This is a genomic window from Caballeronia concitans, assembly GCF_001544615.1.
GTDB lineage: Bacteria > Pseudomonadota > Gammaproteobacteria > Burkholderiales > Burkholderiaceae > Caballeronia > Caballeronia concitans.
This window is the reverse complement of record NZ_FCNV02000003.1, coordinates 16,526-29,852: the sequence shown is the minus strand read 5'-3', so window position 1 is coordinate 29,852 and position 13,327 is coordinate 16,526. Positions and strand designations below refer to the sequence as shown.

Below are 13,327 nucleotides of genomic sequence, written 5' to 3'. Positions count from 1 at the left end.
GTTTTTTTCGGCTGCGACTCGCCGCGACAAGCCGCGACAGGCGCGCCTTGACGATCCCCGCCCCACCACCTTCAATACCAATGAGATGACGTGACCCGGCCCCGATAGACCGATTCCTGATAGGCACGAGGCGTGCTGCACCTAATGCCTCCCATCGCCCGCCGCGCGCCCGTCATGCGCGGTCGAAACACGAGGCCACGCCATTTGCAGGAGTCAGGATGCGAGCCAATCCCTTTTCCCAACTAGCCGACGCGCTGTCCCCCGAACTGTCGCTCGCCCCGGCGCTGATCCCCGATTCGCCCGGCGGCTCGCCGTCCGACGACGCGCTGTCGGATGCCGAATACGACGAGCTCGTCGCGTTTCACGGCATCGAACGGGAGCGGCTGGTGCTGATCCATCCCGGCAGCCATCACGCCGCGCCCGCGTGGCCGGCCGACCGGTACGCCGACGTCGCCGACCAGCTCGCCGCCGATGGCTGGCAGGTCGCGATCATCGGCGATACGCCCGATCCCGAGCGCACCGCCGGCGTGCTCGGCGCGATGCAGACCGCAGCGCTCTTTCTGGCCGGCGCGGTCGGACCGCGCACGCTGCCGCGCCTGATCGCGGATGCGCAGCTCCTGCTCTCCGACGACGCCGCCGCGCCTTCCCCCGTGGCCGTCGCGCGGGCGCTCGGCACGCCGCATATCGTGTTGAAGGAACATCCGCGCGACACCGCGAGCGATGCGATCACGCGCCGCGCCCGCGCCGAACTGTCGGACATGGAGCACGCGCATCCCGGCCGGCCGTTCACGCTGCACATGCCGGCTGCGCACGACGCGCTCTGACTTTCTTTCGGGAGCCAAAATGAAATTCGACATGCAGACCAGTCCCGTCCCCGATCCGATCGCGGACCCGAACCGCGATCCCGAAGCCGATCCGCTCACGCCCCCCTCGCCCGGGCATCGTCCGGACGAGCCGCAGCATCCGGAAGCGCCGCCCGACAAGGACCCGATCCGGCGCTTCTGACGCCCGCTTTCCGGATGCCGCCGCGCCCGCGGGCATCGGGTAATCCCCGCCTATAGTCCGCCGCCCGCCCGCCGTAAAGCAGGCATGCGGCGGCGCGCGCCGTCGCATCGTCGAAAAGACGATTCGAGACCTTGCAAGAACCGGAAAGAGAGCGGGCGCACACATGAACGGAATGACCCTGAACAAAAAGCTCGGCTCGCTGATTGCCGTGCTGTGGATCGGCCTGATCGCCATTGGCGTGATCGGGGCGTGGCAGAACCGGACGTCGATGATCGACGATCGCAAGGAGCAGTTGAAAACGCTCGTCGGCGAGGCGTATGCGATTGTTTCGCACTACGCGGCGCTCGCCGCCAACAAGACGCTCACGGACGACGAGGCGAGGAAAAAGGCGCTCGAAGTCGTAGGCGCGATCCGCTACGGCACGGACGGCTATCTGTCCATCAACGATTCGCATCCCACCATGGTGATGCACCCGATCAAAGCCGCGATGATCGGCCAGGACCTTTCGGCGTACACCGATCCGGCGGGCAACCGGCTGTTCGTCGATATCGTCAAGGCGGGCGATCAGCCGGGCGGCGGCTTCGTCAACTATCTGTGGTCGAAGCCGGGCAGCGACAAGCCGGTCGCGAAGCTCTCGTATGCGCAGCGCTTCGCGCCGTGGGACTGGTATCTCGTGACCGGCATGTACATGGACGACGTGCAGAGCGCGTTTTACGCGAGCGCGCTGCGCTGGCTCGCGATCACCGCGATGCTCGGCGCGGCGGCGACCGTGGCGATGCTCGTCGTCCTGCGCAGCATCAAGCGCCATCTCGGCGGCGAACTGGAACTGGCGGTCGGCGCGGCGCATCGCATCGCGCGCGGCGATCTGACGGCGACCGTCGAGGTGCGCCCCGGCGACACCACGAGCCTGCTCCACGCGCTTTCGACGATGCAGCGCGGCCTCGTGCAAACCGTCTCGCGCGTGCGGGACGGCACGGAAAACATCAACGTGGGCGCGTCGGAAATCGCGGCGGGCAACACCGACCTGTCGCAGCGCACCGAGGAACAGGCGGCGGCGCTCGTGCAGACGGCGTCGAGCATGGACGAGATGACGGTCAACGTGAAGCACAACGCCGAGAGCGCGGCGCAGGCGGCGCGGCTCGCGGAACAGGCGGCCGACGTGGCGACACGCGGCAGCGGCGTGGTCGACGACGTGATCCACACGATGACGCGCATCACCGAAAGCTCGCAGCAGATCGGCGACATCATCGGCGTGATCGACGGCATTGCGTTCCAGACGAACATCCTCGCGCTCAACGCGGCCGTCGAAGCGGCGCGCGCGGGCGAACAGGGACGCGGCTTCGCGGTCGTCGCGGCGGAAGTGCGCAGCCTCGCGCAACGATCGGCGACGGCGGCGAAGGAGATCAAGGCGCTCATCGAAACGTCGACGCAGACGGTGCACGAAGGCGCATCGCTCGTCTCGAACGCGGGCGCGACGATGGGCGAGATCGTGCAATCGGTGCGGCGCGTGAACGAAATTCTCGACGAGATCAGCCACGCGTCGCGCGAGCAGAGCGCGGGCATCGAACAGGTGAACCGCGCGGTCGTCGAAATGGATCAGGTGACGCAGCAGAACGCGGCGCTCGTCGAAGAGGCCGCCGCCGCCGCGCATTCGCTGAAGGATCAGGTGGATGGTCTGCGCGAGGCGATCGGGAGTTTCAGGCTTCCGGCGTGACGCGTCCGGTCACGCGAGGAATCGCTCGACGAGGCGCGCCCAGTACGCCGCGCCGACCGGCAGATTCTTGTCGTTGAAATCGTAATGCGGGTTGTGGACCATGCAGCCGTCCTCGCCCGCGCCGTTGCCGATGCGCAGGAACGTCCCCGGCCGCTCCTGCAGCATGAACGCGAAATCCTCGCTGCCCATCAGCAGGTCCGCGTGCGCGACGACGTTCTCTTCCCCGACCAGTTCGCGCGCCACTTCGGCGGCGAATTCCGTTTCGGCATCCGAATTGACGACGACCGGATAGCCTTCCATATACGACACCGTCGCCTTCGCGCCGTAACTCGCCGCCTGCGATTCGACCAGTTCGCCGATGCGCCGCTTCAGCAGTTCGCGCACCTGCGGGCTGAACGAGCGCACCGAAAGTTCGAGCGTCGCGCGGTTCGGAATGACGTTGTTGACCGTGCCCGCGTGCATCGAGCCGACGGTGACGACCGCGGGCTGCGCCGGATCGACATTGCGCGCGACGATGGTTTGCAACGCCATCACGATGCTCGCCGTGACGACGACCGGATCGACGGAAAGATGCGGCCGCGCCGCGTGGCCGCCTACGCCTTCGATCACGATCGACACCTGATCGCCCGCCGCCATGAACGGCCCCTTGCGGAAGAGGAACGTGCCGGGCTGCGCGCCGGGATGGTTGTGCACGCCGAACACGGCATCGCAATGAAAGCGCTCGAACAGGCCCTCTTCGATCATCCGCTGCGCGCCGCTCGGCACGCCGTGCTCTTCGGCCGGCTGAAAGTACAGATGCACCGTGCCGCTGAACCGCCGCGTGCGCGCGAGATGGCGCGCGGCGCCGAGCAGCATCGTCGTGTGGCCGTCGTGGCCGCACGCGTGCATCTTGCCGTGCGTCGCGCTCGCGTACGGCTTGCCCGTCTGCTCGATAATCGGCAGCGCATCCATGTCCGCGCGCAAGCCGATGCGCTTCGTGCCCTCGCCCGCCTTCAACGTGCCGACGACGCCCGTCCCGCCGACGCCGCGCGTCACTTGCCAGCCCCATTCCTCCAGCTTCTCCGCGACGAGCGCGGCGGTGCGCGTCTCTTCGTACGAAAGCTCCGGATGACGATGGATGTCGTGGCGAATCTCGCGCAGCGAGGGCGCGTCGTCGGAAAGATCGGCGATTTCGGTGAAACGGGAAGCGGACGAAACAGTCGTCATTGAAAAAAAGCCCTTGCTGATTGACCACGCGGCGAACGGACGCAGCGTGAAAAGGCGCACATGATCCTCCACTCGCGCGCCGCTTGCCAGTTTCGCCGATGCGACTGTGCGTTTTTTGCACGTCCAGACGAACGAGGCGGCAAAAATGGCTCCCCCGCGTTTAATGAAATGGCTCTGAACGGAAGAGCCAAATCTCACTATAGTCGGCGCTGTATCGAGGCTGCCGCCACGATCGACACCAAACAGACCGCCGCGCCGACGCGGAAAAGGAGATTCGCTGTGAACGCCCCCCTCAAAAACGCCGACCTGCAAGCCCGCAAGAACGCCGCGACGCCGCGCGGCGTGGGCATCATGTGTGATTTCTACGCGGCGCGCGCCGAGAACGCGGAACTGTGGGACGTCGAGGGCCGGCGCTTCATCGATTTCGCGGCGGGCATCGCGGTGTGCAACACGGGGCATCGGCACCCGAAGATCGTCGAGGCCATCCGCGCGCAGCTCGATTGCTTCACGCATACCGCGTATCAGGTCGTGCCGTACGAGTCGTATGTCTCGCTCGCCGAGAAGATCAACGCGCGCGCGCCGGGCAAGGAGCCGAAGAAGACCGCGTTCTTCACGACGGGCGCGGAGGCCGTCGAAAACGCCGTGAAGATCGCGCGCGCGGCGACCGGGCGGCCCGCCGTCATCGCGTTCACGGGCGGTTTTCACGGGCGCACGCTGATGGGCATGGCGCTGACCGGCAAGGTCGCGCCGTACAAGATTGGCTTCGGGCCGTTCCCGTCGGACGTCTATCACGCGCCGTTCCCGAATCCGCTGCACGGCGTGTCGGTCGACGACTCGCTGCGCGCCATCGAGCATCTGTTCAAGGCGGATGTCGAAGCGAAGCGCGTCGCGGCGATCATCTTCGAACCGGTGCAGGGCGAAGGCGGCTTCAATCCCGCGCCGCCGGAATTCGTGCGCGGCCTGCGCGAAATCTGCGATGAACACGGCATCCTGCTCATCGCCGACGAAGTGCAGACCGGCTTTGCGCGCACCGGCAAGCTCTTCGCAATGGAGCATTACGGCGTCGAGCCCGACCTGACGACGATGGCCAAGAGCCTCGCGGGCGGCATGCCGCTGTCGGGCGTCGTCGGCCGCGCGGACGTGATGGACGCCGCCGCGCCCGGCGGTCTCGGCGGCACGTACGCGGGCAATCCGCTGGCAGTGGCGGCGGCGCACGCGGTGCTCGACATCATCGACGAGGAAAAGCTGTGCGAGCGCGCCGTGCAACTCGGCGACACGCTGAAGGCGAAGCTCGAAGCCATGAAGCGCGAAGTCCCGCATATTGCCGATGTGCGCGGCCCCGGCGCGATGATCGCCGTCGAATTCTGCAAGCCGGGCACGCGCGAAGCGGACGCCGAGTACGCCAAGCGCGTCCAGGCGCGCGCGCTCGAACGTGGCCTGTTGCTGCTCGTGTGCGGCGTGTACGGCAATGTCGTGCGATTCCTGTTTCCGCTGACCATTCAGCAAGCCGTGTTCGACGAAGCGCTCGGCATTCTCGAAGAAGCGCTGCGCGAGAAGATCGGCGCGGCGGCCTGAGGGAGATGACATGAGCCTGCGCGACCAACTGAAAGACGCGGCGCTGCTGCGTCACGAAGCCTATATCGACGGCGAATGGCAACATGCCGACGATCACGCCACGTTCGAAGTCCGCGATCCGTCGAACGGCGAAACGCTCGGCCGCGTCCCGCAGATGGGCGCGGCTGAAACGCGCCGCGCCATCGAAGCCGCGAACGCCGCGTGGCCCGCGTGGCGCAGGAAGACCGCGAAGGAACGCGCGGCCGTCATGCGCCGCTGGTACGACCTGATGATGGAAAACGCCGACGACCTGGCGCTCATCCTCACGACGGAACAAGGCAAGCCGCTCGCCGAAGCGAAGGGCGAGATTGCGTACGCGGCGTCGTTCATCGAATGGTTCGCGGAGGAAGGCAAACGCGTCGCGGGCGATACGCTCGCCACGCCCGCCGCCGACAAGCGCATCGTCGTGACGAAGGAGCCGATCGGCGTCTGCGCCGCCATTACGCCGTGGAATTTCCCCGCCGCGATGATCACGCGCAAGGTCGGCCCGGCGCTCGCGGCGGGTTGTCCGATCGTCGTGAAGCCCGCCGAAGCGACGCCCTTCTCCGCTCTGGCGCTGGCCGTGCTCGCCGAGCGCGCGGGCGTGCCGAAGGGCGTGCTGAGCATCGTGACCGGCGACCCGAAAGCCATCGGCGGCGAAATGACGGCGAATCCGATCGTGCGCAAGCTGTCGTTCACGGGATCGACGGCGGTCGGACGGCTGCTGATGGCGCAAAGCGCGCCGACGGTCAAGAAAGTCACGCTGGAGCTGGGCGGCAACGCGCCGTTCATCGTGTTCGACGACGCCGATCTCGACGCCGCCGTGCAAGGCGCGATTGCGTCGAAGTATCGGAATAGCGGACAGACGTGCGTGTGCACGAACCGCTTCTATGTACACGAGCGCGTCTACGACGCCTTCGCCCGCAAGATGGCCGATGCCGTCGGCGAACTGAAAGTGGGACGCGGCACCGAGAGCGGCGTCGCGCTCGGGCCGCTGATCAACGAGGCGGCGGTGAAGAAAGTCGAATCGCATATCGGCGACGCGCTCGCCAAAGGCGCAGCCGTCGCCGCCGGCGGCAAGCGTCACGCGCTCGGCCACGGCTTTTTCGAGCCGACGGTGCTGACCGGCGTCACGCCCGACATGCGGATTGCGAAAGAAGAGACGTTCGGGCCGCTCGCGCCGCTCTTCAAATTTTCATCCGACGACGAAGTCGTCCGCCTTGCCAACGACACCGAATTCGGGCTCGCCGCCTACTTCTACAGCCGCGACATCGGCCGCGTGTGGCGCGTGGCGGAGGCGCTCGAATACGGCATGGTCGGCATCAACACCGGGCTGATTTCGAACGAAGTCGCGCCCTTCGGCGGCGTCAAGCAGTCGGGGCTCGGCCGCGAAGGATCGCATTACGGCATCGACGATTATCTTGTCATCAAGTATCTGTGCATGGCGGTGTGACGCTTACTTTTGCGCGTTCGTGTCGGTCGGCGTCACCTTGACGGCCGCCGCCGACACGAACACCGCGTGCACCGTATCGCCCTTCTTCAGCTTCAGCGCTTCGGAATCCGGCGGGATGTCCAGCGTTTCGGTGCGCCACGGACCGCGCAGCGTAATGGTGTGCCGCTTCGTGTCGACTTTCTCGACTGTCGCGAGCACTTCCATCTTGCGCGACGATTCGAAGCCGCTCACGCCACCCGCGTCCGATGCCGGCGTGTAGGTCTGCGTATCGACGCGCTTGCGCACGCCCTTGCCGCTCCCGCTGACCTTATCTGCGGTCACGAGCAGCGCGTTCTTGTAGAGCACGTCCACCTTGTCGCCGACGCGAAGCTGATCGAAGTTCGTCACCTCCTTGCTGACGAGCACGGTCGCATCGCCGCGCGGACCGCGAACCGTCACCATGCGGCTCGACGGGTCGATGCCCGTGATCGTCGCCTGAACGTGTATCGGCGGCACCTCCGCAATCACCTGCTGCGCCTGTTTGTTGAGATCGTCGCTGTTTTGCGCCGATGCCGCCCCGCCGGCTGCGGCGATGGACGTCAAAAAGAGAATCGAAAGTGCCCGGCGTTTCATCGTCATGTTCATTGATTCCTTGTTGGTCTTGGTCGTGCCACGCATTCAATATCACTTTGTCGGCGCGGTGAAAATCAAATCCCGCCATGCGTCATGGGCGGCTCGGACAAATGTCTAATCGAATGTGGAAGATCGTGTATCTCGACGCCATTCGCAGCCGCTACGGCGTGATTAATAGTGAAACGGTAGAATCGGTTGCTGGCGGGACCTTGCATCGACGTGCATCGCCGCCGTCTCATCGATTCCCACAGGGGCGCTATGCGACGTTCCGCATTCTTTCTTCGTTTCATCGGCATCGGCGTCTTGTTTCATCTTTACGTGGGCGTGCGGCTCATTCCCGCCGCGCCCGTCGGCATGCCGCTCAAGGTGCTCGCGGCGGCATGGCTCGTCGCGTCGCTCGTGCTCATTCCGCTCGGGATGATGGCGCGCAACATCGAACCGCAACCGCTCTCCGACCGCCTCGCGTGGTTCGGCCTGACCGCGCTCGGGTTCTTTTCGTCGCTGCTCTTGCTGACTTTTGCGCGCGATGTATTGCTTCTCGTCGTGCATCTCGTCGACTGGATGCGCGGCGCGCCGATCGGTTCGCCCGCGCTCGTCGCCTATAGCGCGCTGGCGGTGCCGCTGCTCGCGGTGCTGTCATCGGCGATCGGCTTCTACAACGCGCGTCGGCGCGCGCCGGTCGTGAGCGTCGATGTGCCGATCGACGGCCTGCCCGCCGCGCTCGACGGCTTCACGATCGTGCAGATCAGCGACATCCACGTCGGACCGACGATCAAGCGGCATTACGTGGAGCGCATCGTCGCGGCGGTGAACGGCCTCGCGCCGGACGTGATCGCCGTCACGGGCGATGTCGTGGACGGCGCGGTGCCGAATCTCGCCGACCATACGCGCCCGCTCGCGCAACTGAGCGCGCGTCATGGCGCGTTTCTCGTCACCGGGAACCACGAATACTATTCGGGCGCGGACAAGTGGATCGCGGAGTTCCGGCGGCTCGGGCTCAACGTGCTGCTGAATCAGCACGTGGTGGTGAATCACGATGGCGCGCAGGCCGTGATAGCCGGCGTCACCGATTACAGCGCGGGCAGCTTCGACCCCGCGCATCAAAGCGACCCTGCGAAGGCCATCAGCGGCGCACCCGCCGATGCCGCCGTGCGCGTGCTGCTCGCGCATCAGCCGCGTAGCGCGACGGCCGCAGCCGAAGCCGGTTTCACGTTGCAGCTTTCCGGACACACGCACGGCGGCCAGTTCTTGCCGTGGAATTTTTTCGTGCGGCTGCAGCAGCCGTTCGTCGCGGGACTTGTGAAGTTCAACGGGCTGTGGGTCTACACGAGCCGCGGAACGGGATACTGGGGACCGCCGAAACGGCTTGGCGCGCCCTCGGAAATCACGCGCGTGCGGCTGGTTTCGCCGACGGCATGACGGGCAGAAAAACAAGAAGAGGATGACTGAGGAAGTGGACGCGCGCCGATGGGACGCGCGTCCGGCGCTTGGGGAAAAGCGCGGCGCCCGAACACGGGAATGAACGAACGCCCTTCATCGACGAGCGGGATTCCCGCCAACGAAGCATTGACAAGTTAAAGAAGCGGGGCCGCAGCGACCACTAGAACAATCCTAAATATGGTTGCTTTCAGGCCAGTTGAAAAACGAGCGCCGCTCCGTTGATGCAATAGCGCAGGCCGGTCGGCTTCGGACCGTCGTCGAAGACGTGACCGAGATGGCCGCCGCAGCGCCGGCAATGCACTTCGCTCGCCAGCGTGACGGATGAATCGCTCGCCTCCGTGGCGACCGCGCCGTCGAGCGGCTTCCAGAAGCTCGGCCAGCCGGTGCCGCTGTCGAACTTCGCACCGGACGAAAAGAGCGGCAGGCCGCATCCCGCGCAGGCGAAACTGCCATCGCGCCGTTCATGCAGAAGCGGACTGGCGAACGGCGGCTCGGTCGCGCCGCGCCGGAGCACGCGATATTGCTCGCTGGAAAGACGCCGCCGCCAGTGCGCCTGACTGTGCTCGATCTCGTATGACGGTTGCATTCCGCCGCGCGCCTGCGCCGCTCCGGCATGCCACGGCGCGACGCCGCCCGCGAGCGTCGCGGCCATCGCGCCGAGGAAATTGCGTTTCGTGCGCCTCATGATTTTCATCGGATGAACGCCCTCTCATTTCTCGTCGCGTTCTCATCGCGCTTCTCGTCGCGCCTTCTGTCGCGCCGGCGCGGCCCTCGCGTCACGACTCACGCCTTCAGCCGATACCCCGTCTTGAAGATCCACGCGACGATCGCGACGAAGATCGCAAGGAACACCAGCGTCATCGCAAGGCTTATGCCGACATCGACATCGGCTAGTCCGTAAAAGCTCCAGCGAAAGCCGCTGATCAGATAGACGACCGGGTTGAACAGCGCAACCGTCTTCCAGAACGGCGGAAGAATGTTGATCGAGTAGAAGCTGCCGCCCAGAAACGTGAGCGGCGTGACGATCAGAAGCGGAATGATCTGAAGTTTCTCGAATCCGTCCGCCCATATGCCGATGATGAACCCAAGCAGGCTGAACGTCACGGATGTCAGCAGCAAAAACAGGATCATCCACGCCGGATGGTCGATGCGCAGCGGCACGAACAGCCGCGCCGTCGCGAGGATGATGAGACCGAGGATGATCGACTTGGTCGCCGCCGCGCCCACGTAGCTGATGACGAGTTCCAGATACGACACCGGCGCCGAGAGCAGCTCGTAAATCGTCCCCGTGAACCTCGGGAAATAGATGCCGAAAGACGCATTCGCGATGCTTTGCGTGAGCAGCGACAACATGACGAGACCGGGCACGATGAACGCGCCGTAGCCGATGCCATCGACTTCCGGAATGCGCGAGCCGATGGCCGCTCCGAACACGACGAAGTAAAGCGACGTGGAAATGACGGGCGAGACGATGCTCTGCATCAGCGTGCGGCCGGCGCGCGCCATCTCGAAGCGGTAAATTGCGCGTACTGCGTGTAGATTCATTTGGCTTCCCTGACAAGGCTCACGAAGATGTCTTCCAGCGAGCTTTGCGTAGTTTGCAGGTCCTTGAAACGCACGCCGGCTTCGTCGACATGGCGCAACAGCGCGATGATCCGGCCCGGCTCGTCGTGCGCGTCGTACGTGTAGGTGAGTTCCGCGCCGTTCGAAGACAGCGTGAGCGCGTAAGGCGCGAGCGGCGCGGGAATGGCGGCGAGCGGCTGTTCGAGCTGCAGCGTGAGCTTTTTCTGCCCGAGCTTGCGCATCAGTTCGGCCTTCTCTTCCACGAGCACGATTTCCCCGCGATTGATCACGCCGATGCGGTCCGCCATTTCCTCCGCTTCCTCGATGTAATGCGTCGTCAGGATGATGGTCACGCCGTCGGCCTTCAGCGCGCGCACGAGATTCCACATGTCGCGGCGCAGCTCTACATCGACGCCCGCCGTGGGTTCGTCGAGAAAGAGGATTTCCGGTTCGTGCGCCAGCGCCTTCGCGATCAGCACGCGCCGTTTCATGCCGCCCGAAAGCGTCATGATCTTGTTGTCCTTCTTGCTCCACAGCGACAGCGCCTTCAGCACCTTTTCGATATGCGCCGGATTCGGCGCGCGGCCGAAGAGGCCCCGGCTGAAGGAGACGGTCGCCCAGACCGTCTCGAACGCGTCCGTGGTGAGTTCCTGCGGCACGAGGCCGATCATCGCGCGGGCGGCGCGGTAATCGGTGACGATATCGTGCCCCGCGACCGTGATCGTGCCCTGGCTCGCCCGCACGATGCCGCAGACGGTGGAGATGAGCGTCGTCTTGCCTGCCCCGTTCGGCCCGAGCAGCGCGAAAATTTCGCCGCTGCGAATCTCCAGATTCACGTCCTTGAGCGCGGAAAAGCCCGACGCGTAGGTCTTGTAAAGGTTTGATATAGCGATGATGTTCGGCATGGCGTGGACGATAGCAGATAGCGCGCCAGTCGGCTCAAATGGCGAGGGTCGTCCGAATGGCTAATGTTCGCGCCTCGCGCGGCTGCATAGAATAAGCGGTCAAGCCAAGGAGCCATCATGTTGTTCGAACGCATACACACCGCCTGCATCAACGACTCGGACGTGCCGTGGATACCCTTCACGCCCTATAGCGACCGCGTGTTCGTCAAATACTTCAAGCTCGATCCGATTCGCGGTGAAACCATCGTGCTGCTCAAAGCGCCGGCAAAAGGCCAGATGCCGCGTCATCGGCATACGGGCACGGTCATCGTTTATACGGTTGCGGGGCGCTGGAAGTATCGCGAGCACGAGTGGATTGCGGAGCAAGGGAGCATCGTGTACGAGACGGCGGGGTCCACGCACACGCCCGAGGCCGTCGCGCCGCTCGCGGAGGCCGATGCTGGGGATATCGTCACGCTCAACATCATTCAGGGCGATCTCGTTTTCGTCGACGAAAGCGGGCGCACGCTCGCAACGGAAAGCTGGCGCAGCGGCTGGGACCGTTACGCCGCCTACTGCCACGCGCAGGGCATCACGCCGCGCGACCTCACGGCGTTCGGATAGCACGCGCGGCGTTGTACGTCACGACTTTCGGAACAGCGCATCGAGTGCGTCCGAATACGCGCGGACGTTGGCCTCGTAGAGCGGGTCCAGCGTGCGCAGAAACGCCTGAGCCGTGGCGCGATAGGCTTGCAGATTCGCGTCGTGCCGCTCGAATGCCGCGCGCAGCACGCGGCCGGCGTCTTCGCTGTCGAAGCCGTCGTAACGGTACCCGCAATCGCCGATCAAATGCGAGTTGTGGATGAGCGGATAGCCGCCGTGCAAGGCGTCGAGATAGACGTAGTTCTGGTCGTTGGCCCATTGATGCGACACGACCGCGTCGCCGTGCATCGCCATGAAACTCACGATGTCGTGGCGCCCTTCGAACAGCGCACGATGATCCCGCACGAGGTCGAGCGAGTTCGCGAGATACAGCAGCGTCGGGTGGTCCTTCATGTGGAAGGTGTTGAGCGCGATCATCGACGCGATGCTTTCGCGATCCGCGCGATACGCTTCGTCGCAGATGAGCATGGGAATGCTCGATGTCTTCTGCACGGAAATGTTCGGCTCGAAGATCCCGACGCGCAGCGCCCGCGTGCCCGCCTCCGCGCGCGGCCGGTAGCCGTAGTGGTGGCCGTGCTGCGCGACATCCGCCATGCGCTGTTCGAGAAATTGCGGATGCCAGATATAGGGCACTTCGAACACGTCGCAGCGATGCAGCGTGCGCAGGATCGGCGCGGACGGCGCGTCCTTCGCGAGCAGCCAAACTTCGTCGCAGCGGTCCGGGCGCGGCATGTGGCCCGGCTTTTCGAACACGGCCGCCTCGGTGAGCCCGAGATACGGCTGTCCGACGACGTAGAACGCCACCTTGCGCCCGCGCGCGCGCATCAAATCGAGCCAGCCGACGTCGAGCGCGCCGCCCAGCTCGATGACGACATCCACCGCGTCGGTAGCTTCGCGCATGGTCATCACGCGCAGCTTCTTGCCGGCCACGTCGACTTCCTGCGGCATGGCGGCGAGCGCGCCGACATCGATCAGATCGACCGACGCCACGAAAGGCAGGCGCTGAAACAGTTCCGCGAGAAAGACGATGTTCTGGCCCATCCCGTTCGACCAGATGCTCTGCCCCTCGTAGCTCGCCATCGAAATACCGATTCTCATAGACACCACTTTCAATACTCCGAAAAGACCCGCTCAAGAACGCGCTCCGACGGCGCGGGATTCTATCAACTGGCCGTCGGCCCTCGTTTGACAAAG

Annotated in this window: 13 protein-coding genes; 7 read left to right on the top strand and 6 right to left on the bottom strand. The window is 65.0% G+C overall.

Translation table 11 applies throughout. The annotated features are described in order from the left end of the window. The first annotated feature begins 218 nt into the window (after positions 1-218). From AWB72_RS09675 to AWB72_RS09670, 3 genes are all read left to right on the top strand, one after another. Positions 219-824 carry a glycosyltransferase family 9 protein gene (locus AWB72_RS09675; RefSeq protein WP_040051996.1) on the top strand — a complete coding sequence of 202 codons (606 nt, stop codon included), beginning with the start codon at positions 219-221 and terminating at the stop codon, positions 822-824. 31 nt (positions 825-855) lie between these two features. Beyond that, the gene (locus AWB72_RS29130) at positions 856-1,005 is read left to right on the top strand and encodes a hypothetical protein (RefSeq protein WP_167550949.1); all 150 of its coding nucleotides are present in this window, start codon (positions 856-858) and stop codon (positions 1,003-1,005) included. A gap of 172 nt (positions 1,006-1,177) precedes the next feature. Next, a complete protein-coding gene (locus AWB72_RS09670) occupies positions 1,178-2,719 on the top strand; it encodes a methyl-accepting chemotaxis protein (RefSeq protein ID WP_040052316.1) in 1,542 nt (513 codons plus the stop codon). A 9-nt stretch (positions 2,720-2,728) separates the two neighbouring features. Here the strand turns inward: AWB72_RS09670 and AWB72_RS09665 are convergent, their stop codons facing one another. Next, complete coding sequence (locus tag AWB72_RS09665; RefSeq protein ID WP_040052315.1) at positions 2,729-3,925, bottom strand: M20 aminoacylase family protein; 1,197 nt, start codon at positions 3,923-3,925, stop codon at positions 2,729-2,731. A 279-nt stretch (positions 3,926-4,204) separates the two neighbouring features. Here AWB72_RS09665 and AWB72_RS09660 point away from each other — a divergent pair, with 279 nt between their 5' ends. Both AWB72_RS09660 and AWB72_RS09655 read left to right on the top strand, forming a co-directional pair. Next, positions 4,205-5,500 carry a 4-aminobutyrate--2-oxoglutarate transaminase gene (locus AWB72_RS09660; protein WP_040051995.1) on the top strand — a complete coding sequence of 432 codons (1,296 nt, stop codon included), beginning with the start codon at positions 4,205-4,207 and terminating at the stop codon, positions 5,498-5,500. Between the two features lie 10 nt (positions 5,501-5,510). Further along, a complete protein-coding gene (locus tag AWB72_RS09655; RefSeq protein WP_040051994.1) occupies positions 5,511-6,971 on the top strand; it encodes an NAD-dependent succinate-semialdehyde dehydrogenase in 1,461 nt (486 codons plus the stop codon). Positions 6,972-6,974: 3 nt separating this feature from the next. Here the strand turns inward: AWB72_RS09655 and AWB72_RS09650 are convergent, their stop codons facing one another. Then, the gene (locus AWB72_RS09650; protein ID WP_342065424.1) at positions 6,975-7,589 is read right to left on the bottom strand and encodes a hypothetical protein; all 615 of its coding nucleotides are present in this window, start codon (positions 7,587-7,589) and stop codon (positions 6,975-6,977) included. A gap of 252 nt (positions 7,590-7,841) precedes the next feature. Here AWB72_RS09650 and AWB72_RS09645 point away from each other — a divergent pair, with 252 nt between their 5' ends. Then, positions 7,842-9,002, top strand: coding sequence for a metallophosphoesterase (locus AWB72_RS09645; RefSeq protein ID WP_040051993.1), 1,161 nt, complete (start codon positions 7,842-7,844; stop codon positions 9,000-9,002). A gap of 208 nt (positions 9,003-9,210) precedes the next feature. Here the strand turns inward: AWB72_RS09645 and msrB are convergent, their stop codons facing one another. From msrB to AWB72_RS09630, 3 genes are all read right to left on the bottom strand, one after another. Continuing rightward, complete coding sequence (gene msrB / locus AWB72_RS09640; protein ID WP_087128050.1) at positions 9,211-9,717, bottom strand: peptide-methionine (R)-S-oxide reductase MsrB; 507 nt, start codon at positions 9,715-9,717, stop codon at positions 9,211-9,213. Positions 9,718-9,806: 89 nt separating this feature from the next. Beyond that, positions 9,807-10,568 (bottom strand): ABC transporter permease, encoded by a 762-nt coding sequence (locus AWB72_RS09635; protein WP_040051992.1) that lies wholly within the window; start codon positions 10,566-10,568, stop codon positions 9,807-9,809. Beyond that, positions 10,565-11,491: an ABC transporter ATP-binding protein gene (locus AWB72_RS09630; protein ID WP_040051991.1), complete on the bottom strand. Its 927-nt coding sequence runs from the start codon at positions 11,489-11,491 to the stop codon at positions 10,565-10,567. Before AWB72_RS09630 ends, AWB72_RS09635 begins: the two co-directional genes overlap by 4 nt. Positions 11,492-11,608: 117 nt before the next feature. On the opposite strand from AWB72_RS09630, the gene AWB72_RS09625 reads away from it, so the two are divergent. Further along, positions 11,609-12,094: a 2,4'-dihydroxyacetophenone dioxygenase family protein gene (locus AWB72_RS09625; RefSeq protein ID WP_040051990.1), complete on the top strand. Its 486-nt coding sequence runs from the start codon at positions 11,609-11,611 to the stop codon at positions 12,092-12,094. A gap of 18 nt (positions 12,095-12,112) precedes the next feature. Here the strand turns inward: AWB72_RS09625 and AWB72_RS09620 are convergent, their stop codons facing one another. Then, on the bottom strand, positions 12,113-13,231 hold the full coding sequence (locus AWB72_RS09620; protein WP_040051989.1) for a DUF2827 domain-containing protein: 1,119 nt from the start codon (positions 13,229-13,231) through the stop codon (positions 12,113-12,115). Between the last annotated feature and the right edge of the window lie 96 nt (positions 13,232-13,327).

Bases quoted from the DNA above. Each gene is read 5' to 3' on its own strand.
- AWB72_RS09635 (WP_040051992.1), bottom strand. From the start codon at position 10,568: ATGAATCTACACGCAGTACGCGCAATTTACCGCTTCGAGATGGCGCGC.
- AWB72_RS09665 (WP_040052315.1), bottom strand. From the start codon at position 3,925: ATGACGACTGTTTCGTCCGCTTCCCGTTTCACCGAAATCGCCGATCTT.
- AWB72_RS09625 (WP_040051990.1), top strand. From the start codon at position 11,609: ATGTTGTTCGAACGCATACACACCGCCTGCATCAACGACTCGGACGTG.
- AWB72_RS09650 (WP_342065424.1), bottom strand. From the start codon at position 7,589: ATGACGATGAAACGCCGGGCACTTTCGATTCTCTTTTTGACGTCCATC.
- AWB72_RS09655 (WP_040051994.1), top strand. From the start codon at position 5,511: ATGAGCCTGCGCGACCAACTGAAAGACGCGGCGCTGCTGCGTCACGAA.
- AWB72_RS09630 (WP_040051991.1), bottom strand. From the start codon at position 11,491: ATGCCGAACATCATCGCTATATCAAACCTTTACAAGACCTACGCGTCG.
- AWB72_RS29130 (WP_167550949.1), top strand. From the start codon at position 856: ATGCAGACCAGTCCCGTCCCCGATCCGATCGCGGACCCGAACCGCGAT.
- msrB (WP_087128050.1), bottom strand. From the start codon at position 9,717: ATGAAAATCATGAGGCGCACGAAACGCAATTTCCTCGGCGCGATGGCC.
- AWB72_RS09645 (WP_040051993.1), top strand. From the start codon at position 7,842: ATGCGACGTTCCGCATTCTTTCTTCGTTTCATCGGCATCGGCGTCTTG.
- AWB72_RS09670 (WP_040052316.1), top strand. From the start codon at position 1,178: ATGACCCTGAACAAAAAGCTCGGCTCGCTGATTGCCGTGCTGTGGATC.
- AWB72_RS09620 (WP_040051989.1), bottom strand. From the start codon at position 13,231: ATGAGAATCGGTATTTCGATGGCGAGCTACGAGGGGCAGAGCATCTGG.
- AWB72_RS09675 (WP_040051996.1), top strand. From the start codon at position 219: ATGCGAGCCAATCCCTTTTCCCAACTAGCCGACGCGCTGTCCCCCGAA.